Here is a 25,633-nt window from a genome sequence, read left to right as displayed (position 1 = left end):
AACAATAGTGTAACAGCGTATTATAGGAGTAGCAACTCTCTTATTGCGTTAACTTACTTGTGTTGAGGTAGTTGATCTTAAAAAAGACATATGGGCTCGAAAATTCCTCTTCTTGCAAGGTCGTTAGATAAATCCTATTCATGGTCATTTAATGATGCGGTAATCTTAAATCTTTGAATGACCTAGCTTTTGAATACCTAACACCCAACATTTTTATCTTATCAACACGAAATTTCAACAAGTTCTTAGTTTAAACTAAAAAAATGCTTTCCAAAGTTTGTATTTATACGATAAACCGCTATCTTTGCACCGTCAAAAATAAATGACACTCGGTTCGGTAGCTCAGCTGGATAGAGCAACGGCCTTCTAAGCCGTAGGTCTTGGGTTCGAATCCCAACCGGATCACAAAAGGCGATTACGAAAGTAGTCGCTTTTTTGCTAGTAACCATTATTCCTTTTTCAACATTTCTAATCAGTGGCGGATCATTACACGTGAAGGAGATATATAAAAAACGAAACCTCAACCCGGGTAACACGTGGATTATATTACCAGACTTCCTAATTCCCCTCACGCTCATATCTTTATTCTATTCTAAATAACTCTATAATAAAACAACACTTAACAAAGACAAAATTTCATTCGCTTTCGTAAAACTTTATTCTTAAACTTTCGTAAAACAAGCTATGAATTTTCTTTTTGTGAAACAAGATTAAAATTATATATTTGAAAAACGATAATAAGTCAAACATTAAAATTTAAAACACTATGGCAAAAATAACATTAGCAGGCAATAGTATAAATACAAAAGGTAATCTACCTTCAGTTGGTTCTGTAGCACCCGATTTCTCATTAGTAAAAACGGATTTATCTGAATTAACCTTGGCAAGCGAAAAAGGTAAACGCGTTGTTCTAAATATTTTCCCCAGTCTTGACACCAGCGTATGCGCAACATCCGTACGTACGTTCAATAAACTTGCTGCTGAAATGGACAATACGATTGTATTGGCAATCTCTAAAGATCTTCCTTTTGCACACGCTCGTTTCTGTACCACAGAAGGAATTGACAAAGTAATTCCTCTTTCTGCATTCAGAGATCATGCTTTCGGTGACAAATATGGAGTGGAAATGGTAGATGGACCTTTAGCCGGATTATTGGCTCGCTCCGTTGTCGTTATTGATGAAAACGGAAAGATCATTTACGAAGAACTCGTTCCGGAAATCACTCACGAACCTAACTATGATGCTGCTTTAGTCAGCTTAAAGAAATAGTTTATGAACTTTACAAACAAAAAGGGGCTTTCGCCCCTTTTCTTTTTATTTAGCACGCTCCAACTGAACAGTGAAGTGACGCATTAACGGTGCTTCCCAAGTAATTTGGAAACCACGAGTAATCTGCTCACGACGATCAAATACATTCTTCAAAGCAACGGCAATCACGTCCATGTGGTTGTTCGTGTACACTCTTCTCGGGATAGCTAAACGAAGAAGATCTAAACCACCGAAACGATTCTCACGAGTTACCGGATCACGGTCAGCCAAAATATAACCGATCTCGCAACCGCGAATACCTGCCTCCAAGTACAATTCAACAGTCAACGTTTGGGCCGGGAACTCTTCTTTCGGGACATGAGTCAACACTTTAGGTGCATCAACAAACAATGCATGACCACCTGCAGGACGTTGGTAAGGAATTCCGAACTCATCCAAACGCTTTGCCAAATACTCTACTTGTTTGATGCGAGTTTCCAAGTTATCAAATTCGGTATTTTCATCCAAACCGATAGCTAAAGCGTTCATATCACGACCATTCATACCTCCGTATGTCAGGTAACCTTCATATTGTACGCAGAAACCTTTAGCTCCCTCAAACCAGTCTTGGTGACGAGTTGCGATGAATCCACCCATGTTCACGATTGCATCTTTCTTCGCACTCATAGTCATACCGTCTGCGTTATCGAACATTTCTTTCACGATCTCTTTAATCGTCTTGTTCTGATAACCTTCCTCACGAGTTTTAATGAAGTAAGCATTCTCAGCGAAACGAGCAGAATCGAACAATACACGTTTGCCATATTTATCAGCGATAGCACGAACTTCCTTGATATTCTTCATAGAAACAGGTTGTCCACCAGCCGTGTTATTGGTTACAGTTACAATGATAAACGGAATCTTGTCAGCATGTTCTGCCAGTACTTTTTCCAATTTCTTCGGGTCAAGATTTCCTTTAAAAGGAACTTCCAACTGGGTATCTTTTGCCTCGTCGATCGTCACATCCCAAGCGATAGCCTTACGACCTTCGATGTGACCTTTCGTCGTGTCAAAATGAGAGTTACCCGGTACAATATCACCCTCTTTTACAAGATAAGAGAAAAGTACGTTCTCGGCTGCACGTCCCTGATGAGTCGGGATCACGTAATCGAATCCGGTCAAACGGGTAATCATGTTTTTCAGATTAAAGAAAGAAGATGCTCCGGCATAACTTTCATCACCCAACATCATTCCGGCCCATTGGCGGTCTGTCATAGAACCGGTTCCCGAGTCGGTCAACAAGTCAATATACACGTGTTCTGCACGTAATTGGAACACGTTATAGTGTGCCTCTTTAATCCATTGTTCTCTCTCTTCACGAGTACTTTTACGAATGGGTTCTACCATTTTAATCTTCCACGATTCTGCAAAAGGTAATTCCATAATCTTTAAACTTTAAATAGTTAATGATATAAATTAATTGTAATATAATTCTCAAGAAATGACCGGAAGGCCATTAATAACATAAGCATGTAAATGGGGGTACGAAAGACCTCCACCTTTAACAAACAAAGGTGTCGCGCTTCTTAATATTCAAGAAAAGTTTACTGACTAATATGACGCTTTTATCTTTCATCGTAGCAAATTTGGGAAAAATAAAAAAAAAGACCAAGGAATTCTTGATCTTTTTTTATTACTTCTTCTTTTTCTTTGCCATTCGTTTCTTCATCACGTTTCTCCGGTTATCCTCGGCAGTATATGTATTTTTCGCCTTCTTAGCGTGGAAAGCCCCGCCTCCTTGCGGTTTCCCTCGTTGGTAAACAATATTATTGGTCTGCACCTGTTCCTCTTCCAGCAGTAACTGAGAAATTTCCAACTTTTCAGGCAAATCAAGTATTTCAACTTCTTGATTAATCAGACGTTCTATATCCATGAAACGATCCTCCTCGATTTCCGACACGAAACTGATCGCGGCTCCTTCTTTTCCCGCACGAGCCGTACGCCCGATTCGATGCACGTACTCTTCCGCCAAAGAAGGTATATCAAAATTGATCACGTGACTCACATCCTGCACGTCAATACCGCGGGCAGCCACGTCAGAGGCCACCATGATACGGGTCTCCCCCTCCTTAAATGACCTCAACGCTTTCAAACGGGTATTTTGTGCCTTATTCGAGTGAATAACACTTAACTCACCTTTCCAGTGATCGGCCAAACGCTCCACGATACGATCCGCATTTTTCTTCGTCTCGGTAAAGATCATCACTTTCTTGAAATTCTCCTTGTCGGCAAGCAACAACTTCAACAAATTGATCTTCGTCGAAATATTCGGCACATCATAACGATATTGTTTCACGTTCTCCACGGGAGTCGCCTGACGAGCCACTTCCACCCGCACCGGGTCATTCAAAAAATCACGTGACAGACTCTCCACAGCCTCCGAGAAAGTAGCGGAAAACAACATCGTCTGATGTTTCTCCGGTAACACCTCGAAAATCCCTTTCAATTGCGGAAGGAAACCCAAATCCATCAACCGATCGGCCTCGTCGACCACGACCGTCTTGATCATTTTCGTACGGATGATACCGTTATAATATATATCCATGAAACGCCCCGGCGTAGCCACGAGCAAGTCCACTCCTTCGAACACCCGATCCTGTTGTGTCCGGATATTCGTTCCCCCGTACACACCCACGCAACGAATGTCCATGAACTCCGTCAACAATTCAACGCTCTCACACACCTGCACCACCAATTCCCGCGTGGGAACAATCACCAATGCCCGCGGAACCAATCCCTGCGCGTAATGCAGTTTCATCAACATCGGGATCAGGTAAGCCAGCGTCTTTCCCGTACCGGTCTGGGCGATACCGATCAAATCCTTCCCGGAACGACTGATTGAAAATACTTCTTCCTGAATAGGAGTCGGGTTCTCGAAACCAGCCTCTTCCAACGCCATCAAAATTTGCTTACTTACATTTAAATCCTGAAATCCCATACATGTTACGTTTTTAAACTATACGGTTACAAAGGTACAAAAAGTAGTGTCTCGCACGAAATAAATTTATTTATAAAATAAATTGCATCTAAATACCCAAAATAAACCACTAACACACAACATAATACACAGAAATACTTTTGTAACAAAAACGAGAATGATAAACTTTTCATTTGCTTTTATCAAAATATATTTCTAAATTTATTGCACATAAAACCTCTAAAATTACTACGTTATGACTTATACTATTACTTTTAACGAGCTGAGAAAAATCAAAGACATGCTACCTCACGGAAGTATGCAGAGAATTGCAGAAGACTTGGGTATCAGTACAGACACCGTACGTAACTACTTCGGAGCCGATAATTATGACAACGGGGGATCGAGTGCCGGGATACATGTTGAACAAGGCCCTGACGGCGGACTTGTCGTTCTGGATGACACGGCCATTCTGGACAAGGCAAAGGAACTTTTGAACGTGTAGCAAAAAGATTTTAACACCGGGAAACTGCAAAATAGCATTCCCGGTATTTTTTTACCGCTTTTTTATCTACTTTTGCCCCGTCAAGTCACAGACAAACTTGTAACTTGTAAACTTGTAACCAGTAACGTCGCATCGCGACACGAATAAGTATGAGCAAAATAGTTCTAAAAGCCGGTAAAGAAAGGTCTTTATACAGACTGCACCCGTGGGTCTTCTCGGGGGCAATAGCCAAAATCAAGGGAGACGTGCAGGAAGGCGACGTCGTTCAAGTGTATAACAGTGACGACGAATATCTCGCCACGGGCCACTACCAGATCGGGAGTATCGCCGTGCGTGTACTCACGTTCAAGGAAGAAGAAATTGACTATAACTTCTGGGTGGAGCGCATCCGACAGGCCTATCTGACACGTGTAGCCATCGGTTTGGCGACCAACCCGAACAACAACGTGTACCGCCTCGTTCACGGGGAAGGTGACGATCTTTCCGGACTTGTTATTGACTATTACGCGGGGGTTGCCGTCGTGCAATTCCATTCCGTGGGAATGTATAAAGCTCGGGAAGAGATCACGAAAGCCCTGTTGGAAGTCATGGGGGATAAACTCATTGCCATATACGACAAGTCGGAAGGAACCCTTCCTTTTAAGGCTGGACTTAACCCCAAGAATGACTACCTGTACGGTCACACAGACAACTTCACGGCCATCGAAAACGGGTTAAAATTCAACGTGGACTGGCTGGAAGGTCAAAAGACCGGATTCTTTGTCGATCAACGGGAAAATCGACGTTTGCTCGAACAATACGCCCACGACAAGAATGTTCTCAATATGTTCTGTTACACGGGTGGTTTTTCATTCTACGCCATGCGAGGTGGGGCAAAACTCGTACATTCGGTGGATGCCTCGGCCAGAGCCATCGAGCTAACCAACCAAAATGTGGAACTCAACTTCCCCGGCGACACACGTCACGAGGCATTCGTGGAAGACGCTTTCAAATTCCTTGATAAATCACACAACAAATATGACTTGATCATCCTTGATCCTCCCGCGTTTGCCAAACACCAAAACGTGCTGGACAATGCCATTCAAGGATACAAAAAGCTGAACCGTAAGGGAATCGAGGTTGTAAAACCCGGTGGGTTAATCTTCACCTTCTCCTGTTCACAGGTTATGACGAAGGACCTCTTCCGCCAAACGGTCTTCACTGCGGCAGCCAACACGGGTAGGAAAGTCAAAATCCTGCACCAACTCACGCAGCCAGCCGATCACCCAATCAGCATCTATCACCCAGAAGGAGAATATTTAAAAGGATTAGTATTGTACGTGGAATAAATAACGGAGTGCTAACTGGCACTCCGTTATTTCTACTTCCCTAACACACTTTCCAACGTTTTGATCACCTGGTCTATATTATTTGCTCCACTAACACTCAACACGATATTTCCCTCCGGATCTACCACCACCATCTGCGGTAATCCTGTCACGGACTCAAATTGAGACGGATCTTCCAAACTAGCCTCTTTTGCCAAGATATTATTCCACGCCATTCCTTCCTCTTCCAACGCTTTCAACCATTTTGCCCGATCCGCATCTTTGGAAACCCCCAAAATATCAAACTTCCCGGTAGCATGATACTTTTCGTACAACTTCTTTATTGTCGGCAACAATCCCCTACAAGGCCCACACCACGAAGCCCAAAAATCAAGTAACACGTACTTTCCCCGGTAATCTGCCAAACTCACCTTCCTACCTTCCGATGTTTTCGAAGAAAAATTCCCCATCACCTTTCCCGCTCTCGTCATGTACATTCTTTCCATACGCTCTGAAAACTTATTCAATGCGGTATCCCGCTTCATTTGCTCGTCCAGTTCCATATGCAACCCAATGCAATAATCGAAGTCAGAGACACTTCCCGCATAATCAATCAACTTCTCCCGGGTCATGCCCTCTCCCAACCGATTACATACCGTGTTATAAAACTCCTGGTTCATAATCCGGTACACCTCGTTCATCAATCGTCCTCCTTTCTCTTCACCCGAATCTAACGAGTTAATCTGTTCCCGCCACACGTACGGGTAATAATAAAAATAATACACGTAATCCGGAGTATACATTTTCGTGTACAAATCCAACTCTTCCATCAACCTGCCTGAAAATTTCCCTTCCTTTTCCAAGTTCTGCACGATCATTCTCTTCAGCATCAACGGCATATTTGCTTTCACCAACACTTCCTCCAAACGCCCTTTTTCCATCATACGGTTCACCACGTCCATGTATGCTGAATCCCGGTTCATCTTTAATCGCTCCAATTGTTGATTCACCTCCCTCATCAAAGTAGCATCCTTATCCAACCACGCCTTCATGTAATCACTTGTCATCTCCAATTTACCCCTCGTGTATTCCCGGCTGACATTCTCCAGTTCATAAAAATACGTACCAGCAATATCACCTTCTACCTTAATATTCAAAGGATCCGTATTCAACACGGTCACCGTAACATGATCTTTATCCCCGACAAAAAACCACGACGAATACCCCAACTCGGTTGCCAAGCGAAACACTTTCGGAGCATGATGTACCTCGTACACGGCTTTCCCCGCTTTAAAATGTAAAGGAATCACCTTATCCCAGACAAACTGATGCAGTTCCGACAACCATACCGGTTCTTCTCCCTCATGGAGAATTTCAATTTTTTGTCCTCTCGCCGCCATCGTACAGATCAGTACCCCCCACAGCAGACTATATTTCAATATATTCATAGCACTCATCGTTAATCAATTACTTATTTATACTTTCGATCGCCACCTTGTAAATATCCTCTCCCCGCAACTCTTTCGCCACGATCCGACCTTGCGGATCGAGTAACAGGATGAAAGGAATCGCATCCCGACTAAATATCTCGTGTAGCACCCCTTTCGTATCCCGTAAATTCACGAAATGTTCCATCTGTTTCTCCTTCACGGCATTTCGCCAGTCGGACTCCTTCCTGTCCGTGGAAACCGAGACAACCTCCAATCCCTTATCATGCAACAAATCATAAGCTTTATGCACGTTTGACATCTCCCCGATACAAGGGCCACACCATGATGCCCAAAAATCCAACAACACATATTTTCCCCGGAAAGAACTAATCGCTACTTCTTCCCCGTTCAAAGAAGGTAGTGAGAAATCAGGAATCACCTGCCCCTCGGCCGTTTTTATCACCGACTCCCGGTAGGCCACCAAATCCTTGTACAAGGGATGTCCCACCAGTTCCGGAGCATCAAACAAATGTAAAGCCTCTCCCAGCTGATCCATCGAAAAACGTTTTCTCGCACTATCCAAAATCATCAACATCGCTTTCGAATTCGGGAACTTTACCAGCATATCCATAATCACGTCATTTTTAAACGTATCATTATTCACGTATCGCAAAGGAATCAATGTCAACCGCTCCATCCCCTGATAATAATCCAGAATAGCCGATTCACGTCCCCCCTCCACGATCATATACTTCTTTGTAAGTTTATACCCGGAAGGATTAAAGAAATTAGGCTCCTCGTGTAATAAAACATTATAGGCAAACACTTCCGTGGAATCCAACATGAAAAACTTCGACACCGCCTTCTCCTTAACACCCACACCCACGTACTCCGGTCCCGTGTATTCCCCGGTAAAACAAACCTGCTGACGGTCATCCAATATAGCGGAATCCCCTTTTTCAAATTCCAATGCCTGCTCATTAAAGCGATACAGGTAAACCGTGTCTCCCGGTAAACTTCCGTTTCCATAGATAGAAACAGTTAAACGATAGGTAGGATCGGAACATCCCGTAAACAGACATCCCAAACACCCTAATAAAAATATAATAAGTTTCATGAAAAATCAATTAAAAATATATTTACACTTTATCTCACCGGAACCTCTTTCAGAATCCGGTATATCAACCCGTAAGAAACGCCGGGTAAACCGTTCCACACCAGTTCTCCGGCAGGATTTATAATCGCAAAATGCGGTATTCCGCTGATACACAACATCTCGTTCAACTCGCTTTTCTTACCTGTCAGTCGCAACTGTACCCCCTTCATCTCTTTCTCCCGCACCATTTTTACCCATTTTTCCCGATCGGCCAACTTATCCACGGACAAGGACACGAATTCTATATTTCGCCCTTGCAAGCGTTTTTCCATCTCTGCCAAAAAAGGTATTTCATTACAACACGGCCCGCACCAGGTGGCCCACACATCCAGTAAAATCCACGCCCCCTTGAAAGAAGACAAATCCACCCGCTCCCCGTTCACGGTCTCTCCCGACAACGAGGGATACAAATTCTCCGGCACCAATTTCCGATCCTTCCGGTCAGCATCCTGCTTAATCAATTTTTCCCGTAACACACCGGCATAACGAGGAGCCAATCGTTCCACGCATTTATCAAAATCACCCCGACCATCCGGCCGCACCCAATAAAGGATATTATCCAAATTCGTGTAAGCTATTTTATCCCTCACCGCTCCTTTCGGAAAATACTTTGCCAACTTCACCTCGTTCTCGTATATCCGGTCCCCCTTTCCCTGTAATTTACCGGGATCCTCGATCCGTAAATAATCCACGTACACTTCAACCATCCGCCAGTAGGAAGGAGAATAAACCACCCGGTCATCTTTCGCATCCGGGATCACTTCGGCAAACTGGGCCAGAACCTCTCCGGGAAACTCTTGGAAAGTTGTCTTTGAAGACTTAATACCATTTTCTTCCAACAAACGGTAGTATTTGAACTCCGTCCGCATCACCTTCTCGAAATTCTTCCGATCGGCCGGATATTCTTTCAAATAAGTAGCCAACCAAACATTCATAGAATCACAAACTCTTTCCAAATTCAGCCCCTCGTACTCCTTGGGTAACATTTGCGGGATTAACCGGGCATACTTCAATCGCTGTTTCAACAAATCCGCTTTCCGTAACCAGTTATTCCGGGCCGCACACACACTTCCGTCATCCTTCAATTCCAGCTCGTTGTTTTCATGTAAAACGACTTCCAATGAATCCCCGGCCTCAAGAAATAAGAAACACTCCTCGTTAGACCATAACCTTTTTCCATACATATTCTCACCCTCCAAGGTAATCCAACGGGTTTCACCTTTTTTCAAATCATAACGCTCGTCCCCGAACAAAACAAAAGCCTCCCGCTCCGCCACCAGTTTTATTTTCACCGGTTGCCCGAAACACAGCAAGGCCATGTTCAAACATACAATACAAAACAATACTTTCTTCATAAAAAAATCAATTTGGTTTTAAGGTTGATTTATTCAATCATATCGTAAAAACAATTTACCCAGTGAAAGTGTCTAAAACAATCAAAAAATAATAAATCAACCCCTAACCACATTTTTTCAATAACAATTCATACAAGATCGACTAAAAATCTATAAGTTTGCAGTGGTATGAAATCATCTGAAACAGACATAACATTCTTAAACAAACTGAACGCCCGTGATCACGAGGCATTCAAACAACTATTCCGGGAATATTTTCAGGATATTGCCTACTATTCCAGCAAAATTCTGAAAGACACGGATGTTGCCGAAGATGTCGCCCAAGACGTGTTCATCCGGTTATGGGAAAAAGAGAACTATTTCGAGAATTATCTTGCACTAAAATCCTACCTTTACCTCTCTGCCCGTAACGGTTGCCTGAACTACATCAAGCATCATAACATCGTACTCGAACACGCTCAAAATCTCGTCCAAGAAGAAACCGACGAGCAGACATGGGACACGATTGTCGAGAGTGAAATTATCAGTTTATTATCAGACTACATCCGCCACCTTCCGGGCGAGTGTGCCAAAATCATGGAACTCGTGATGCAAGGTTACAACAGCACCGAGATTTCCACCCTGACCGGAGCCTCTTCCAGTACGGTCAGATCACAAAAACAACGGGGTATATCGCTATTGAAAAAAATGGTTTCCCCGGAACTATATACGCTACTCGTACTTTTCCTACAACAAAATAATTAACCCCAATTCAACACGTATCCCTTGTACAAGGGAACATTTGGAGATAAACTAACCTATTTAATTTCAATTACAAACCCGTAGAAATAGGATTACCCAAACTACCGTACCATAGTTGTATGTTACATTTGCTTAAACTCTCTTAAAATGGCGGCGATATGCGGGCGACAAGGCGGCAATAAGGCGGCGACAGCGCCTAACAACCGCCCAACAGTCACTCAACAAGCACCCCACACGCCAGTGTATCCCAAACTTTACCTCTATTTATCCCAAACCTCCGGCACACGTCCGGATGAAACAAAAACACGAAAAAATAAAAAAATATCATTTTTCTTTAGACACTTTCCCGACATGAGTTGTTTTAATAACAAAATCAATAGAGATGAAAAAAGTCGAAGATAAAATAAAAAAAGCCCGAAGGATCGCCCGTCAAATAGAACAGGCGCTATCGGATGGGAACTGGGAACAAGTGGCTCCCGATTCTCCCCGGCTCCGAGAGGAAGTGGGAATACCCGCACGGCTACATGAAAATATAAAACGACACGATAGTTTCGACACGGAAAAAGCATTGAACAAATTCATCACCGCCACCCGTCCCACACGACGGTTACCGGTGTTCTACAAATACGCGGCAGCTGTGGCTTGCCTCATGATACTGGGTGTAGGTTACTATTTTTACCAAAATGCCGGAACAAGAGACACTCCATCCCGATTGCTGGCACAAAGCGCCTATCTCGTACTCGATGACGGCAAACAGGTTGAATTAAATCAGCAAATACAAATGGACTATAACGGTCTGAGAATCATCAACACAGATGAAGGAAAAGTTTCATTTCAACATGAGAAAGAATTCCTTTCCTCAACTCCCAACAAACTGGTCGTTCCGGAAGGCACAGAGTACTCGCTCCAGCTAAGTGACGGAACAAATGTCCATCTGAACGCAGGTAGCACGCTGGTCTTCCCGTCCGTATTCGAGAAAAACGCCCGAGTCGTTGAACTCTCCGGGGAAGGTTATTTTGATGTGACACATTCCGACATCCCCTTTATTGTAAAAAGTAAATCAATGGATGTCAGAGTACTTGGAACCACATTTAACATGACAGCTTATCCCGAAGATCCCGTGGTGTCTACCACCTTGTTGACCGGGAAAGTTGCCGTCACCTGTCATTCACAAACAGACACAACCACACACACAACCGTGCTGACACCCGGACTACAAGCCCGTTTCCAACCACGGGAAGGTGTGTTACAAATAGATTCCGTTGACGTGGAAGAGCAAACAGCTTGGCGAAGAGGTGAATTTACATTCGAGGATGTCAATCTAGGCAGCATCATGACCATTATCGGGAGAAGTTTCGCCCTAAACGTTACCTTCGATGACCCGGAATTACAAGATATAAAATGCTTTATCTCTATTCAACGCGACAAAGGATATGAAGACATTTTGAAAATTATTCACATGGCCACGGGTGTTAAGTTCAAAAAGGACGGAAACGAAATCCGGGTATATAAATAAATTGAGGAATGTTGACACCATCCCTCAATTATAACAGATTAAAATATTAACCAATAAATTAACCTTAAAACCATTACAAAGCTATGAAATAATTTAGTGTTTTCCTAATAAACGATGGTGATGGGTGCTAGAAAATTCATTCTCTTGACAATTTTTGTGGTCCTGTTAGGGACTTCAAGGGAAGCATGGGCTCAAAAAATCAGCATTCACATGAATAACGCCACGCTGGAAGAGGTGTTGAAAAAGATCAAGAAAAAGACCAAATATGACATGATGTACCAGATGAAAGATGTAAAAGAAATCGACAGCCGCCAATCCGTTCATTTTGACGAAACGGAATTGCAGGAAGTCCTGGCCTTCTGCCTGCAAGGACTCCCGTTAGATTTCCACATCTATAATCAAACCATCATTATCACGAAAAAAAACACGGTTCCCCTTCCCGCGATGCGCACCATAAAAGGAGTCATCCGAGACGAAGACGGAATCATACTCCCCTCGGCCACCATTCTAGTAAAAGGAAGTAGCCGAGGTACCATTTCAGACAAAAACGGACAATTCTCAATCCGGATTCCGGAAGGAGAAAACACGATACTCATCACGAGTTACGTGGGAAAAAAGACCTGCTACACCCCGATCACGCAAGATAATTCATACACAATTACCCTACTGACGGATGTTTCAGAGGTAGAAGATGTCATCGTGAACGGTTACCAAGTCATCGCCAAAAACGAAATGACCGGGGCGACTTCCACGGTTAACGCCAAAGACATTCGCACTCCGGGAGCAACCTCCTTGGAGGCCGCCTTCCAAGGAGCATTGAACGGATTGGAAATCATGATCCCGTCCGGAAACATCGGGTCCACGGGACGCATGAAAGTGAGGGGAACTTCAACGATTATCGGTAACCCGGAACCACTGATCGTAGTGGACGGAATCATCCGGGAAAACATCTGGCCTTTTGACCGGAATACACTTTACGACCTGTTAAATGAGAACGATCTCAGCAACTCGGCACGTTCCAGCATCATGGGCAACAACTTGTCGGGAATAAACGTGGATGACATTGCCAGCATCACACTGTTAAAGGATGTTTCTGCCACGGCCATCTACGGGATCCGGGCCTCCAACGGGGTGATTGTCATCACCACGAAACAAGGCCATTCCACTCGACCGGGCGTGAGATTCCGAAGTGACATCACGTTTAGCCCGGTACCCACATATCACAATGCCAAGGTAATGAACTCGGCACAACGGGTCGAATTGTCAAAAGAAATGATCGAGGCAGGCATCCCCATACCCAGTTTTCCGGAAGAAATCGGGTACGAGGCCGCCTACTTGAAAATGATCAATAAAGAGATTTCTTACACTGAATTTAACGAGGAAGTTACCCGACTGGAGCAAACAAACACCGACTGGTTTAAAGCACTAGGCAGAACTGCCATCAGCCAGAATTACCACGTCAGTTTCAACTCGGGGAAGGACGGGATGGCTTACTACTCATCTTTCGGGTACCGGAAGGAAAACAGCGCATACGTCGGGAATGACCGGGAAACCTTTACCGGGATGTTGAATTTTAATTACAACTCGTCCCCGAAATTCAAAATCGCAGTAAACCTCTCCGGGTATCACATCACAACTTCCGGCTATTACACGGGAATTAACCCGGAACAATATGCCCTGACAACCAGTCGCACGATTACCAGCGATCAGTTTTACACGAAAGGTAAGGCTACTTTACTATCATATCGAAAAAACGGAACATATCAATCCGTCAGAAATCGTGTTCACTTCAATATGCTACATGAATTACGACACACGGGAAACGATAATAAAACTTCAGAAGTTAATCTAAATGCACAATTCACATGGAATCTCCTGCCCTATCTGAATATATCGGTTACACCCGCGTACTCGCAAGGGACGAACGACAGCCAGTTGTGGGCAGACGCACAATCTTGGAATGTCGCCCAACTCCGGGGATGCGACTATAACGCCACCCTTTCCGAAGAGATACAGAATCTCATGGAATACATCAGCCCACTCCCAACAGGCGGTATATTGGATTATACACGAAACACCCGCCGTTCTCTTACCGTGAAGGGGCAAATCAATTTCCGGAAAACATGGGGAGAAGAAACATTCCATTCGGTAACCGCCACACTCGGTGTCGAAACCCGGAAAAATAAATACGACGGGAAACAAGGGATTGAATGGGGTTACGCACGAGGGAAAAGGAACACATTATTACACGATTACCGTTCCCCGTCAGATAAGTTTCAACAAGTACAGGAGCAATTCCCCGGAATTGGACTTGTCGAATCATCCGATATATCCCAAACCGAGCATGATATGACGCTCGTTGACCGGGTGGAAAACACGTTCTCCGAGTATGGCACGATTGGTTACACGTACGACAGTCGTTACACGATCTGTATCAATGTCAGAAACGACGCATCCAACCGTTTCGGAGAACACACGAACAATCGTTTCTATCCCGTCTGGTCCACCGGTGTTCGCTGGGATATGCACCAAGAAAAGTGGTACCCGGCCAAACCGTGGTTGAACGCAAGCACGTTACGGGTTTCTTACGGAAAACAGGGAAACGTGGTAGCCAACGTGTCACCGAAAACACTTGTCAGTCACGTGCCAAGTGACCCGATCACAAACGAGAGTTACCTGCAATTGGAACAACTTCCCAATCCAAATTTGAAATGGGAAAAGACATTATCTTGGAATGTCGGGATTGATTTATCGCTATTTCAGAATAACATGGAGATTTCATTCGATTATTACAAGAAAGAGACCTCTGACATCGTGGTGGAAAAAGAGATCCCGATTGAGAACGGGTTCCGCAAAATGTACATTAACAGCGGTGCCATCGATAGCGAGGGATATGAATTACAGGTCAAGTTATCACCACTCTCCACACGTGATTGGAGTTGGACAGTCAATTTCACGGCTGCCTATATGAAAGACATTTTAAAAAGGAGCTACACGGATGAGCCTGCCTTAGAGCGTTTCACGAACGGGAACGCCGCACTGGACGGGTTTCCGGTATCAGGTTTCTGGTCGATTCCCTTCATCGGGCTATCGCCTAAAAACGGGGCCCCGCTATTTGCCGTCATGGATCAAGTCGGGGGCGAAATGCAGAAGGTGTCCGGTTCTTTGCTCGATTACCTCGTGTACAGCGGGGATAGTGAACCCCGTGTTTCAGGTGGTATCAGTACAACCGTACGTTATAAACGTTTCACGCTGAACGCCATGTTCAATTATCAACTGGGACACTACAAGCGTCTTAACCCGTTTATCACAAGTTCCAATAATGGAATGTTGTCCATTCCGGGAGCCGACATGAACGCCTCCACGGAACTACTGACCCGCTGGCAACAGCCGGGAGACGAAACACACACTCGTATTCCCGCACTATCCACACGGGATGAAGATGTATCCCAGTATTTACCGGACAATTCGTTGAGTCTTGGAAATTATGACGCCGTGTATCGTTATTCACTATATAACCGGAGTACGGAGCGGGTGGTGTCCGCCAGTCATTTACGCTGCAACCGGATCTCGTTAAATTATCAAACGAGAATTCCTCGTATCACAGAAATAAACTTGGGTATAACGGTAACTAACCCGTTTATCATCAAGAATCGTCGTTTGGGAGATCAAGATCCCGAAGTGATGAGCATGAATGCAGATTCGTACACCCCGACGATGAAACGACAACAGAATTATTCAATCAGTGCAGAATTTATTTTTTAAACAATAATATAAACCAAAATCAATTTAATGACAGAAAAATTATCAGACCAATCATTAAACCTTAAAACCAATTTTATGAGAACAAGAAACTATCTGTTAATCATTTGCCTCTTCTTGACATTCTGCCAAGGATGCGTCAAAGAACTCCACGAGCTACCCCCTCGCCCGAGTCTCGTTGTGAAATTAAACGGGGTGGAAAAAGATTCAATTGTTATCGCCCCCGGAGAAGAGATCAAAATTGACATCGACTTTATCGCGAATCAAGGATTCATCCAAGAAGTGTACGTCAAGGATAATGCCGGAACATATTTAAAAGGTTTCCCGCTGACGATGGATTCGACCGAGTTACACAACAAGAGCCAGTATTCTTATTCGTTTCGGGCAAATGATTACCTGCCGGAAGAGGGATCACATTACCAAACGTACAATTTTCAAGTGGTGTGTAAAGACAATAACCAACCGAAACAGTTGATTAATAAAACCATTACCATCTTGGTTGCCGATGAATTAAAATCCTATACAGTCACCTTAGGGGCGCAAGGCAACACGGAACATGGCCATTTTCTTAAATTTTGTACCGGAGAGGTTTTCACCCTAGAACAAGTTCAACAAATGAGCATGGAAGAACTTATGGAGATCGAATTGTGCTATTTCTATGGAGAAGAAGATGAAGTGGAAACATATTACCGTGAGCAACGCTTATATCCCTTACTCGGAACGCATAATACGTCTGCCAGTTGGGGTTTTATCATGAATCAATATGATATCATGGCTCCTTACAGAATCCCAACTTTAAATGCAGCCATTACAGAAGGAAGTTACGCACAAAATAAACTTGGATTTATTCAAGCTAGTATCTCGGCATCTCAAACTTACATCGATGTATATAAATACACGACGGACATTACGCATGGAGTCAGCATAGTAGAAAGTACACACCCGACATGGGAAGGTATTTATGTCATTAACTTACAAAGATTTAGTCAATGGCCTGACAGAGACCTCTATGATACGAACAAAGCTGTTTTCCGTGTCAAAGAATTAGTACCCGGTAAGGACGGATACATTACTTTGGAAGTTAAGGCTTCACCCAAATACCTTTATTAATTTAAACGAAAGTTCAAATGAAACTCACATATATAAAACCATCCGTAACCCGGATATTATTTATCCTGTTGTTCGCCTTGTCGAACAACGTGTTCGCACAAAATAAAGAAATAAAAGTAACGGGAACAATATATGACGAAACCGGTAGCACGCTCCCTTCTGTTACCGTTACCGTGAAAGGACAAAAAGGCGTGGGGGTTCTTTCCGACAATGACGGAAAATTTACGATCACTGTACCGGAAGGTAGCACGCTTATCTTTTCATTCGTGGGAATGAAATCACAAGAGGTAATTGTTAATGCCAAACAGGTTCCTTACAAAATCACCTTGAAAGAAGATACCAAGGCTTTGGAAGAAGTTGTCGTTACCGGGTATCAAACGTTGAAAAAACATGAAGTTGTCGGCTCGACATTCACGGTGAAAGGCGATGATATACGTGTTGCCGGAGTGACCAGTATTGATGCCGCACTACAAGGAGTTGTCCCCGGAGTGAGCATCACGATTCCCTCGGGAATGATCGGAACATCCCCTCAAGTGAGAGTTCGCGGAACTTCCACTGTCATCGGAAATGCCTCCCCGGTATGGGTTATTGACGGTATCATTCAAGAAGATCCTCTCCCCTTTGCCGGGGCGCAGTTAAATGACATTCTTAGTTCCGGAGACCTCAGTAGCTCTATGGCAAGTATTTCCGGGAGCAGTATTTCCGGCCTCAACCCGGACGACATTGAAAGCATCACGTTCCTGAAGGACGCGTCGGCCACGGCTATTTACGGGGTAAAAGCAGCCAACGGGGTGATCGTGATCACGACCAAAAGAGGCTCCAACACGAACGGAAGAATTAACGTTAACTTCAGAACGGATATTTCCCTAACGCCCAGAAGAACGTATGGACAGACAGACCGGATGAATTCTGCTGACCGTATTGCTTTATCTAAAGAAATTGTGGAATCCGGAGTTCCTTTTAGCCAATTCCCTCAAAATGTAGGCTACGAAGGAGCTTATCTTCAATTGATAAACAAAGAGATTTCCATGGAAGAATTCAACGAGAAAGTAACCCGTATGGAAAAACAAAACACAGACTGGTTTAAACTTCTCGCTCGTAATGCCGTCAGTCAGAATTATTCATTAAGTCTAAGCGGTGGAAATGATAAACTCAATTTCTATGGTTCCGTGGGTTTCAATAAATCATTGAGCAGCTATAAAGGTAATGACCAAAGTAATAAAACGATAAATTTCAGCGTGGATGCAAAACTACGGGATAATTTACGTACTAAATTCCAATTCTCTGCCAGTCAATCCGAGACGAACGCTTACTACACGGGAGTTAACCCGGAAGATTATGCACTGAATACCAGTAGAATTTTAGGACCGGACGAATGGTACTCCATTAATGAAGCAAAAGCCTATTTTCAATTAGATGATGGCTCCGCGATCCAAAGAGATATTCGCTATAATTTCTTAAATGAACTCGAACATACCGGAAACGAGAATAAGAATACTAAATTCCAAATCACAGGTAATTTGATCTGGAATATTACACCAGAAATCAAATATGAATTAACTACCGCATTTACAAGAAATAGTTCAGAAGCTAATGTTTGGGCAGATGACCATTCTTATGCTGTTTCAAAAATCCGAGGAGCCAATTATGGAGAGCTTGTAACCGGAGAATCCGATTCATGGTTAACCTTGGCATCCGTGTTACCTTATGGCGGGATTTTAAACTACAATTCAACTAACCAACAAAGCTACACGGTTCGTAATCAACTTAACTATGGAAAACTTCTTGATAGAGAAGGTGACCATGCTCTTAATGTAGCATTAGGTCATGAGGTCAGGGGAAATAGCTACATCGGTCAAAGTGGAGTTGAATATGGATATATGCCCAATCGAGGCAAAAGCGTGGATTATAATTATAGTCAACAAGCAAACAAATATTACGTTCTAAGTATTTATAAAGACTGTAATTACAGGGAAACCGCTAACGTTCCGGCATATAATGATCGTCATTCGACTACACTTACAGACCAAATTGAAAATTATATGTCTTTTTACGCCACATTAGGCTATTCTTATGCAAGCAAGTACACGTTATCTTTTAGTTTTAGACAAGACGCATCCAATAAATTCGGACAAAACACCAATAATCGTTTTAACCCCGTGCTATCAGCCGGAGTCAGATGGAATGTAAGCGAAGAAAATTTCATGCGTCAGTTCGGTTGGTTATCCAACTTGACCTTGAAAGCATCCTACGGTTCTCAAGGGAAAGCTCCGGATATTAGTCCTTACTTAATTACAAATTTCAATATTGCACCGGATATATTAACCGGAGATCAATTTCTATCTATTAAAAATCTCCCGAATAAAGATTTAAAATGGGAAAAAACCAAAAGCTTTAACGGAGGGATTGAACTTTCCATACTAAACGACCGGATATACGGAAGTATTGATTTTTATTACAAAAAAACAGTAGATGCAATCACATACGTAAACATTCCGATAGAAAACGGAACTCCCAACATGGCAATCAACAACGGCTCTATCATTAATAAGGGTTACGATGTTTCATTGACTGTTATCCCCATACAAACGAAGGATATGAGATGGAGTATCAATGCAACTTCCGGCTTTAACCGTAACGAGGTAAAAGATAACGAAGACAATGCAACCCTCGAAAAAATTACAAATGGAAGTGTCATTATTGATGGTTTTGCTTTGAATAGTTTCTGGTCATTCCCGTATATTGGCTTGTCTGATCAAGGTGTACCTAAATTCGCCATTATAGACCAAACTCCCGGAACTAAAACAAGGGTTGAATCGGGAACACTACTCGACTACATGATATACAGTGGTGTCAAAGATCCTGTATTTAGCGGAGGGTTATCCACGTCTTTCAGATACAAACAATTCACGTTATCAGCATCTTTCAATTTCCAACTAGGACATCACAAACGCCTGAACCCTTTCATGAGAAGTCAAGCAACAAGTGGAGGTATCGGACAATTACGTATTCCCGACCCAGAGAAAAATGCAAGTAAAGAACTCAATAAACGGTGGAGACAACCGGGTGATGAAAAATACACGAATATACCGGCAATATTATCTTCTGACGAGAATCTGGCAAATTATCTTCCGGACAATTCACTTAGTTTAAGTAATAACGGGGAAATCTACCGTTACCAGATGTATAATTTATCAGATCTACGAGTTGTCAAAGCTAATCACTTGAGGTGTAACAACATTTGTCTAACATATGCCTTACCCCGAGATATTCTGGATCAGATAAGACTTTCCAACTTGACATTTGCATTAACTGTTACAGACCCCTTTGTCATCAAGAGTAAAGGACTTGGCAAACAAGACCCTGAGACCTTGAGTACAGATGCAACAACAATCATTCCGGTCGTTGATCGCCAACGCAAATTCTCGTTAAGTATAAGTCTTGGTTTCTAAATTTTAAAATTCAATTACCATGAAAAATATTATACAGAAAAGCATTATACTCTTAGCTACAATCAGTCTATGCTCTTGTAGTGACTTTCTTAAAGAGTCATCACAAGACGAAGTTATTCCCTCAACAATAGAAGATTTGGATCAATTATTGGCATACGAAGGATATCCCCGACGAGATCTCTCCTTAATGCCATATCTGGATTTACTAGATGATGACGTAACCCAATACATCACATCCAGTAACGCAAATCCTATTGTTACGAAATACAGCCCTTTATATTTATGGGGTGGACGTTCTGCCGAAAGCAATGAAAAGATGTTTGAAGATTTCAACAATCTCCCCAACCCAACTAGCGGCATTACATCCATTGAAGTAGATTCATACGCAACCTTTTACAAAATGATTGCCGGTTGTAATGTCGTTATTGACATGATTAATGAGGTTGATGGAGAGGAGAGCATGAAAAAAAGGGTCGAGGGGGAAGCTCTTGTATTACGTTCATTTTATTATTTTAACCTCATAAATCTTTACGCTTACCCATATAATACTCCTAATGCACCTCAAGGACAATCTGCCGGAATTCCGTTAAAATTAAGTAGTGCTATTAACCAAAATTCAGTTTCACGTAGTACGGTTGCTGAAGTATACAATAGCATTATTAATGATATTGAAAAGGGTATTAACCTATTGACAGAAGTTAGTTCCGTTGGAACCAAATTTCGTGTCGGAACCCGAACAGCACATTTATTAGCAAGCCGTTACTACCTTTTCATGGAAAATTGGGAAAAAGCTGCTGAACATGCTAACGCGATATTTTCCATTCCGGGAGGAAATCTTTACCTTTTTGATATTACAACAGTAACTTATCCGGCAAATACAGATGGTCTAGATTTTCCTCATCCATTTACCCTGGATAATCCGGAAATCTTATTCTTTTATGCAGAAGATTCAGAACATTGTATGGTACAATCAATTTACAGCTCTGATTGTTTTATGGCATCAGACGAATTATTAAATAGCTACGCTAATGACGATCAACGCTTAAAAAGCTATCTTAGTCCTCGTAATGGGCGAGAAAAATCATCTAAATTCGCTACCGATCTCGAATTCGGAGCATGTTTACGTCTAAGTGAAGCTTATTTAAACAGAGCGGAAGCCTACGCACATATGGCTAAAAAAGGACAGAGCGAATATTTGGACAAGGCAATCTCCGACTTGAATACATTAAGAGAAAAACGTATCAAGAACTATTCGTCACAAACCTGGACAAGCAGTACGTTCAATCACAATGCTGACAAACTTATCGAAGAGTGTAAGGCAGAACGTCGACGGGAATTATGCTTTGAAGGAAATCGCTGGTTCGATTTACGACGTTACGGAATGCAATCCTTTTCTCACGATATTGACGAATCTCCAAATACCGGAGATGAATACACGGTAGAAATTGGAACAGCTACCCCCAAATGGGTATTACCCATCATGCAGGTACATAAAGAAAGTAATCCAGCTCTAAATTAAAATAGATAGTTATGAAAAAAATAAATCTATACATATTAGCACTGTGTGCATTGTTTCTCTTTTCTTGTAATGACGAAGACGATGTAGTAATCTCCGAGAAAAAAGAAAATCGATTCGATCTTCCCCAAGGAAATCATGATTTTGATGATCAAATCGTAGAATGGAATAATAAATATGGAACTTACGTATTATATAAGTTTTCCAATCCAGATATAAATTACCAATTCACGTCTAACGCAAAATATGATGTTCGTGAAGAAGCAGATGAAGAAGGAATTCGTGCTGCTGTACAATTCTTAAAAGAGGACTTTTTTGATTTATATACGGATGAAGTTAAGAAACATCTATTCCCATCTAAAATCCTAATGGCAGGTATGCTATACACGCAAGACAACTACGTCCCACTTTGGGATACAATCAGTGATGGCGGGTTTGATTTTCAAAGAGGATACATGGTAAGAGGTGTTGACCACATCACTCTCCCCCACGTGGATAAAGATTTTGCCCAACGAATAAAAAATCCTCAATACAGGAAAAGATTGAAACTTGCAATAAATCGAACATTCATTCAATTTTTGATGAACCCTCTAGATGATGTTATCGCTAAAATAGATCATGAAAATATCATCAATACATTCGGAGCCTATTCTCTTATATCAGAACAATCTGCACAAGAAGGTGTTACAGATCCTTATTCCAGCAAGAATAGATGGTATCAAGAAAAAGACTTGTACCAATTAGGTTTCTTAGAATACGGCACATACTGGTATTTCTGGGAACCATTTTATTGGACGGCACCAGACAAAGACGATGATTTTTATTCTTTCTTAGAATTTATATTTACACAAACAAGAGAGGAATTATATACAAACCCGCTTTACACAAATTATCCACCGATTAAGAAGAAGTGTGATCATTTATTAGAAACATTTGCAAAACATGGTATCACACTATAATTCAAGAGAAAAGAATAGAACGAAAAAGGAGCCTTGCAAAAGGCTCCTTTTTTATCCATCAATACAAGCTCTTCGCAACTTTTATAACGTCTTCTGCCAATTGATTAGCGGCTACCTCGTCTTTTGATTCGGAATAAATCCGGATAATCGGTTCGGTGTTGGATTTCCGCAGGTGTACCCACCCGTCCTTGAAATCAATTTTCACACCATCAATATCGGTAATTTCTTCCGAGGCATATTTCTTTTTCAATCCCTCCAATATCTTATCGACATCCATATCGGGAGAAAGTGTTAACTTATTCTTCGAGATAAAATATTGCGGGTAAGTTGCTTTTAAAGCGGTCATACTCTTTCCTTCTGCCACAAAATGAGAAAGGAATAAACCGACTCCCACCAAAGCATCACGCCCGTAATGGCTTTCCGGATAGATGACTCCACCGTTTCCTTCACCGCCAATCACCGTGTTGGTCTCTTTCATCTTAGTCACCACGTTCACCTCCCCCACGGCTGCGGCATTGTATTGTTGCCCGTGAGCCAACGTTACGTCCCGCAAAGCACGGGAAGAAGAAAGATTAGAAACAGTATTTCCCGGTGTATGTTTCAACACGTAGTCAGCAACCGCTACCAGCGTGTACTCTTCCACGAACATCTCACCGTTCTCGCAAACTAATGCCAGACGGTCAACATCCGGGTCAACCACAATACCCAAGTCTGCCCCACACTCCTTGATCTTCTCTGAAATCTGGGTCAAGTTCTCCGGAATGGGTTCCGGGTTATGAGCAAAGCGTCCCGTGGGCTCGCAATTCAACTCGACCACCTCTCTTACACCTAAAGCTTTCAGCAAAGCGGGAATCACGGTTCCTCCCACGGAATTCACCGCATCCACGACAACTTTCAAATTCGCCTTGGCAATAGCTTCCCGGTTCACGAGTTTTAGATCCAACACGTGCTGAATATGATAATCCGTGTAATCCTTGTGGGTAATCGAACCCAATTCGTCCACTTCCGCATATTCAAATGACTCCTGCTCTGCCATCTGAAGGACTTTTGCACCATCCTCGGCAGAGAGGAATTCCCCCCGGTTATTTAATAATTTTAAAGCATTCCACTGTTTCGGGTTATGGCTGGCCGTTAGAATAATTCCTCCGTCAGCCTGTTCAGCAGTAACGGCAATCTCCGTGGTCGGGGTAGTTGCCAAACCGATATTCACCACGTCATGCCCCAGACCGGACAAAGTAGCCTCCACTAATTTAGCATACATCTCCCCGGAAATACGGGCATCCCGACCTAACACGATTTTAGCTCTTGTTTTCCCGGCCCCGGTCTTCAACCAAGTAGCGTAAGCCGAAACAAATTTAACAATATCCAAGGGAGTTAGGTTATCACCCGGACGTCCACCGACAGTTCCCCGGATACCGGATATAGATTTTATTAATGTCATAACAATTGAGAATTGAAAATTGAAAATTGAAAATGACGATCATTCAATTTTGCAACCATGAAATAAAATAAAGGGACTGTATCCGTTACCCCTTATCGAGATAACACGTACAGTCCCCTTTATCAATAAAATTAGATAGATGCCTTGTAAGCGTCAGCGCTTAACAATCCGTCTAATTGTGCTTCGTCTTCAACTTTTACCTTGATAATCCAACCTTTTCCATAAGGATCTTTGTTTACCAAGTCAGGTTGATCTTCCAGTTCTGAGTTGAATTCCAATACCTCTCCGGAAATCGGCATATACAAATCAGAAACAGTTTTTACAGCCTCGATACTACCGAAAGTATCTCCAGCCTCCAGGTTGTCACCTTCGGTCTCAACCTCAACAAACACGATGTCACCTAATTGACTTTGTGCATAGTCAGTGATACCAACATATGCTTCCTCACCCTCAACACGAATCCATTCGTGTTCTTTAGTGTACTTTAATTCTGCAGGTACGTTCATTATCTTATAAGTTAAATTAAATTTGACAACTATTATGTGGCACAAATATAAGGAAAAATTTAAACTCCAAAACTGTTAATTGAAATTTTAGCCTACACTTTATTACTTTTATTAATAACCCGTTCATCCTCAATACAAATCATCCGCACCCCTTTGTTTTCGGGCGCTCAAGAATATTTTTCTTCGTAAGAAAAACGCAATTTTTTCCATTTTTTCGATCTAGAAATATTGCATAATAAGAAAAACTATCTATCTTTGCACCGCAATTGAGAACAACAGCGGTTGTTCGATGCAAAAAAGGTTCGGTAGTTCAGCTGGTTAGAATACATGCCTGTCACGCATGGGGTCGCGGGTTCGAGTCCCGTCCGAACCGCCTTTTTTGAAAATACTTTGGTCTGGTAGTTCAGCTGGTTAGAATACATGCCTGTCACGCATGGGGTCGCGGGTTCGAGTCCCGTCCAGACCGCCAAGAAAAAGAGTTTCGAGTAAATATTCGGAACTCTTTTTTTATTTCCATTCTTTTTAAAGCACATATCGGGCAGATACACTATCCTATCCAATCGAGGATAGTGTTGATAGTGTTTCAAAAAGTGTGTATTTTCCTTCTTTTCTCATGCATGCAAAATTATAAATAGTTCAATAAAATAATCT

19 protein-coding genes and 3 tRNA genes are annotated in these 25,633 nt (G+C 42.5%); 15 read left to right on the top strand and 7 right to left on the bottom strand.

The annotated features are described in order from the left end of the window. Positions 1-331 precede the first annotated feature (331 nt). The 3 genes from I2I33_RS18545 (at position 332) to tpx (ending at position 1,270) form a co-directional block, all read left to right on the top strand. Positions 332-405 (top strand) — tRNA-Arg (locus I2I33_RS18545). Then, a complete protein-coding gene (locus I2I33_RS20560) occupies positions 391-600 on the top strand; it encodes a DUF6790 family protein (protein WP_410492007.1) in 210 nt (69 codons plus the stop codon). The genes I2I33_RS18545 and I2I33_RS20560 overlap by 15 nt, the downstream gene beginning before the upstream one ends. A gap of 166 nt (positions 601-766) precedes the next feature. Continuing rightward, the gene (gene tpx / locus I2I33_RS18540) at positions 767-1,270 is read left to right on the top strand and encodes a thiol peroxidase (RefSeq protein WP_087422689.1); all 504 of its coding nucleotides are present in this window, start codon (positions 767-769) and stop codon (positions 1,268-1,270) included. 45 nt (positions 1,271-1,315) lie between these two features. Here the strand turns inward: tpx and I2I33_RS18535 are convergent, their stop codons facing one another. Both I2I33_RS18535 and I2I33_RS18530 read right to left on the bottom strand, forming a co-directional pair. Next, a complete protein-coding gene (locus I2I33_RS18535; protein WP_087422690.1) occupies positions 1,316-2,692 on the bottom strand; it encodes a tryptophanase in 1,377 nt (458 codons plus the stop codon). 250 nt (positions 2,693-2,942) lie between these two features. Then, positions 2,943-4,247 (bottom strand): DEAD/DEAH box helicase, encoded by a 1,305-nt coding sequence (locus I2I33_RS18530; protein ID WP_087422691.1) that lies wholly within the window; start codon positions 4,245-4,247, stop codon positions 2,943-2,945. A gap of 235 nt (positions 4,248-4,482) precedes the next feature. Here I2I33_RS18530 and I2I33_RS18525 point away from each other — a divergent pair, with 235 nt between their 5' ends. Both I2I33_RS18525 and I2I33_RS18520 read left to right on the top strand, forming a co-directional pair. Continuing rightward, positions 4,483-4,731: a DNA-binding protein gene (locus I2I33_RS18525; protein ID WP_087422692.1), complete on the top strand. Its 249-nt coding sequence runs from the start codon at positions 4,483-4,485 to the stop codon at positions 4,729-4,731. 149 nt (positions 4,732-4,880) lie between these two features. After that, on the top strand, positions 4,881-6,059 hold the full coding sequence (locus I2I33_RS18520) for a class I SAM-dependent rRNA methyltransferase (RefSeq protein WP_087422693.1): 1,179 nt from the start codon (positions 4,881-4,883) through the stop codon (positions 6,057-6,059). Positions 6,060-6,091: 32 nt separating this feature from the next. On the opposite strand, the gene I2I33_RS18515 is transcribed toward I2I33_RS18520, so the two are convergent. Genes I2I33_RS18515 through I2I33_RS18505 form a run of 3 tightly spaced genes read right to left on the bottom strand, consistent with a single transcriptional unit; the run spans position 6,092 to position 9,979 of the window. Further along, a complete protein-coding gene (locus tag I2I33_RS18515; RefSeq protein WP_162613879.1) occupies positions 6,092-7,486 on the bottom strand; it encodes a TlpA family protein disulfide reductase in 1,395 nt (464 codons plus the stop codon). A 19-nt stretch (positions 7,487-7,505) separates the two neighbouring features. After that, complete coding sequence (locus I2I33_RS18510) at positions 7,506-8,585, bottom strand: TlpA family protein disulfide reductase (RefSeq protein WP_087422695.1); 1,080 nt, start codon at positions 8,583-8,585, stop codon at positions 7,506-7,508. Between the two features lie 29 nt (positions 8,586-8,614). Beyond that, the gene (locus tag I2I33_RS18505; protein ID WP_087422696.1) at positions 8,615-9,979 is read right to left on the bottom strand and encodes a TlpA family protein disulfide reductase; all 1,365 of its coding nucleotides are present in this window, start codon (positions 9,977-9,979) and stop codon (positions 8,615-8,617) included. Between the two features lie 168 nt (positions 9,980-10,147). Between I2I33_RS18505 and I2I33_RS18500 the strand changes: the two genes are divergently transcribed. From I2I33_RS18500 to I2I33_RS18465, 8 genes are all read left to right on the top strand, one after another. Beyond that, complete coding sequence (locus I2I33_RS18500) at positions 10,148-10,723, top strand: RNA polymerase sigma factor (protein ID WP_087422697.1); 576 nt, start codon at positions 10,148-10,150, stop codon at positions 10,721-10,723. Between the two features lie 144 nt (positions 10,724-10,867). Then, positions 10,868-11,122, top strand: a complete 255-nt coding sequence (locus I2I33_RS18495) for a hypothetical protein (RefSeq protein WP_140402631.1) — start codon at positions 10,868-10,870, stop codon at positions 11,120-11,122. Next, positions 11,103-12,236, top strand: a complete 1,134-nt coding sequence (locus I2I33_RS18490) for a FecR family protein (protein WP_087422698.1) — start codon at positions 11,103-11,105, stop codon at positions 12,234-12,236. The genes I2I33_RS18495 and I2I33_RS18490 overlap by 20 nt, the downstream gene beginning before the upstream one ends. A gap of 120 nt (positions 12,237-12,356) precedes the next feature. Continuing rightward, positions 12,357-16,001, top strand: coding sequence for a SusC/RagA family TonB-linked outer membrane protein (locus I2I33_RS18485; RefSeq protein ID WP_162613880.1), 3,645 nt, complete (start codon positions 12,357-12,359; stop codon positions 15,999-16,001). Between the two features lie 75 nt (positions 16,002-16,076). Further along, the gene (locus I2I33_RS18480) at positions 16,077-17,108 is read left to right on the top strand and encodes a hypothetical protein (protein ID WP_087422700.1); all 1,032 of its coding nucleotides are present in this window, start codon (positions 16,077-16,079) and stop codon (positions 17,106-17,108) included. A 17-nt stretch (positions 17,109-17,125) separates the two neighbouring features. Next, the gene (locus I2I33_RS18475; protein WP_087422701.1) at positions 17,126-20,560 is read left to right on the top strand and encodes a SusC/RagA family TonB-linked outer membrane protein; all 3,435 of its coding nucleotides are present in this window, start codon (positions 17,126-17,128) and stop codon (positions 20,558-20,560) included. A gap of 19 nt (positions 20,561-20,579) precedes the next feature. Then, positions 20,580-22,079, top strand: a complete 1,500-nt coding sequence (locus I2I33_RS18470; protein ID WP_087422702.1) for a RagB/SusD family nutrient uptake outer membrane protein — start codon at positions 20,580-20,582, stop codon at positions 22,077-22,079. A gap of 11 nt (positions 22,080-22,090) precedes the next feature. Continuing rightward, positions 22,091-23,035 carry a hypothetical protein gene (locus I2I33_RS18465; protein WP_087422703.1) on the top strand — a complete coding sequence of 315 codons (945 nt, stop codon included), beginning with the start codon at positions 22,091-22,093 and terminating at the stop codon, positions 23,033-23,035. Between the two features lie 58 nt (positions 23,036-23,093). Here the strand turns inward: I2I33_RS18465 and glmM are convergent, their stop codons facing one another. Both glmM and gcvH read right to left on the bottom strand, forming a co-directional pair. Continuing rightward, positions 23,094-24,476 (bottom strand): phosphoglucosamine mutase, encoded by a 1,383-nt coding sequence (glmM, locus tag I2I33_RS18460; protein ID WP_087422704.1) that lies wholly within the window; start codon positions 24,474-24,476, stop codon positions 23,094-23,096. A 131-nt stretch (positions 24,477-24,607) separates the two neighbouring features. Further along, entirely contained in the window at positions 24,608-24,982 is a 375-nt protein-coding gene (gcvH, locus tag I2I33_RS18455; protein WP_087422705.1) for a glycine cleavage system protein GcvH, read from the bottom strand. A gap of 299 nt (positions 24,983-25,281) precedes the next feature. On the opposite strand from gcvH, the gene I2I33_RS18450 reads away from it, so the two are divergent. Together I2I33_RS18450 and I2I33_RS18445 are read left to right on the top strand one after the other, a co-directional pair. Further along, positions 25,282-25,355, top strand: a tRNA-Asp gene (locus I2I33_RS18450). A gap of 19 nt (positions 25,356-25,374) precedes the next feature. Beyond that, a tRNA-Asp gene (locus tag I2I33_RS18445) sits at positions 25,375-25,451 on the top strand. The last annotated feature ends 182 nt before the right edge of the window (positions 25,452-25,633 follow it).

Origin of the sequence: Butyricimonas sp. BSD2780061689_150309_C8 (assembly GCF_015560935.1) — a bacterium.
In the GTDB taxonomy this organism is placed as follows: domain Bacteria; phylum Bacteroidota; class Bacteroidia; order Bacteroidales; family Marinifilaceae; genus Butyricimonas; species Butyricimonas paravirosa.
This window is presented reverse-complemented; position numbering and strand designations above follow the sequence as displayed.

What these genes read in the sequence shown, in the direction of transcription:
- tpx (WP_087422689.1), top strand. Translation starts at nt 767, where the DNA reads ATGGCAAAAATAACATTAGCAGGCAATAGTATAAATACAAAAGGTAAT.
- I2I33_RS18535 (WP_087422690.1), bottom strand. Translation starts at nt 2,692, where the DNA reads ATGGAATTACCTTTTGCAGAATCGTGGAAGATTAAAATGGTAGAACCC.
- I2I33_RS18530 (WP_087422691.1), bottom strand. Translation starts at nt 4,247, where the DNA reads ATGGGATTTCAGGATTTAAATGTAAGTAAGCAAATTTTGATGGCGTTG.
- I2I33_RS18525 (WP_087422692.1), top strand. Translation starts at nt 4,483, where the DNA reads ATGACTTATACTATTACTTTTAACGAGCTGAGAAAAATCAAAGACATG.
- I2I33_RS18520 (WP_087422693.1), top strand. Translation starts at nt 4,881, where the DNA reads ATGAGCAAAATAGTTCTAAAAGCCGGTAAAGAAAGGTCTTTATACAGA.
- I2I33_RS18515 (WP_162613879.1), bottom strand. Translation starts at nt 7,486, where the DNA reads ATGAATATATTGAAATATAGTCTGCTGTGGGGGGTACTGATCTGTACG.
- I2I33_RS18510 (WP_087422695.1), bottom strand. Translation starts at nt 8,585, where the DNA reads ATGAAACTTATTATATTTTTATTAGGGTGTTTGGGATGTCTGTTTACG.
- I2I33_RS18505 (WP_087422696.1), bottom strand. Translation starts at nt 9,979, where the DNA reads ATGAAGAAAGTATTGTTTTGTATTGTATGTTTGAACATGGCCTTGCTG.
- I2I33_RS18500 (WP_087422697.1), top strand. Translation starts at nt 10,148, where the DNA reads ATGAAATCATCTGAAACAGACATAACATTCTTAAACAAACTGAACGCC.
- I2I33_RS18495 (WP_140402631.1), top strand. Translation starts at nt 10,868, where the DNA reads ATGGCGGCGATATGCGGGCGACAAGGCGGCAATAAGGCGGCGACAGCG.
- I2I33_RS18490 (WP_087422698.1), top strand. Translation starts at nt 11,103, where the DNA reads ATGAAAAAAGTCGAAGATAAAATAAAAAAAGCCCGAAGGATCGCCCGT.
- I2I33_RS18485 (WP_162613880.1), top strand. Translation starts at nt 12,357, where the DNA reads ATGGGTGCTAGAAAATTCATTCTCTTGACAATTTTTGTGGTCCTGTTA.
- I2I33_RS18480 (WP_087422700.1), top strand. Translation starts at nt 16,077, where the DNA reads ATGAGAACAAGAAACTATCTGTTAATCATTTGCCTCTTCTTGACATTC.
- I2I33_RS18475 (WP_087422701.1), top strand. Translation starts at nt 17,126, where the DNA reads ATGAAACTCACATATATAAAACCATCCGTAACCCGGATATTATTTATC.
- I2I33_RS18470 (WP_087422702.1), top strand. Translation starts at nt 20,580, where the DNA reads ATGAAAAATATTATACAGAAAAGCATTATACTCTTAGCTACAATCAGT.
- I2I33_RS18465 (WP_087422703.1), top strand. Translation starts at nt 22,091, where the DNA reads ATGAAAAAAATAAATCTATACATATTAGCACTGTGTGCATTGTTTCTC.
- glmM (WP_087422704.1), bottom strand. Translation starts at nt 24,476, where the DNA reads ATGACATTAATAAAATCTATATCCGGTATCCGGGGAACTGTCGGTGGA.
- gcvH (WP_087422705.1), bottom strand. Translation starts at nt 24,982, where the DNA reads ATGAACGTACCTGCAGAATTAAAGTACACTAAAGAACACGAATGGATT.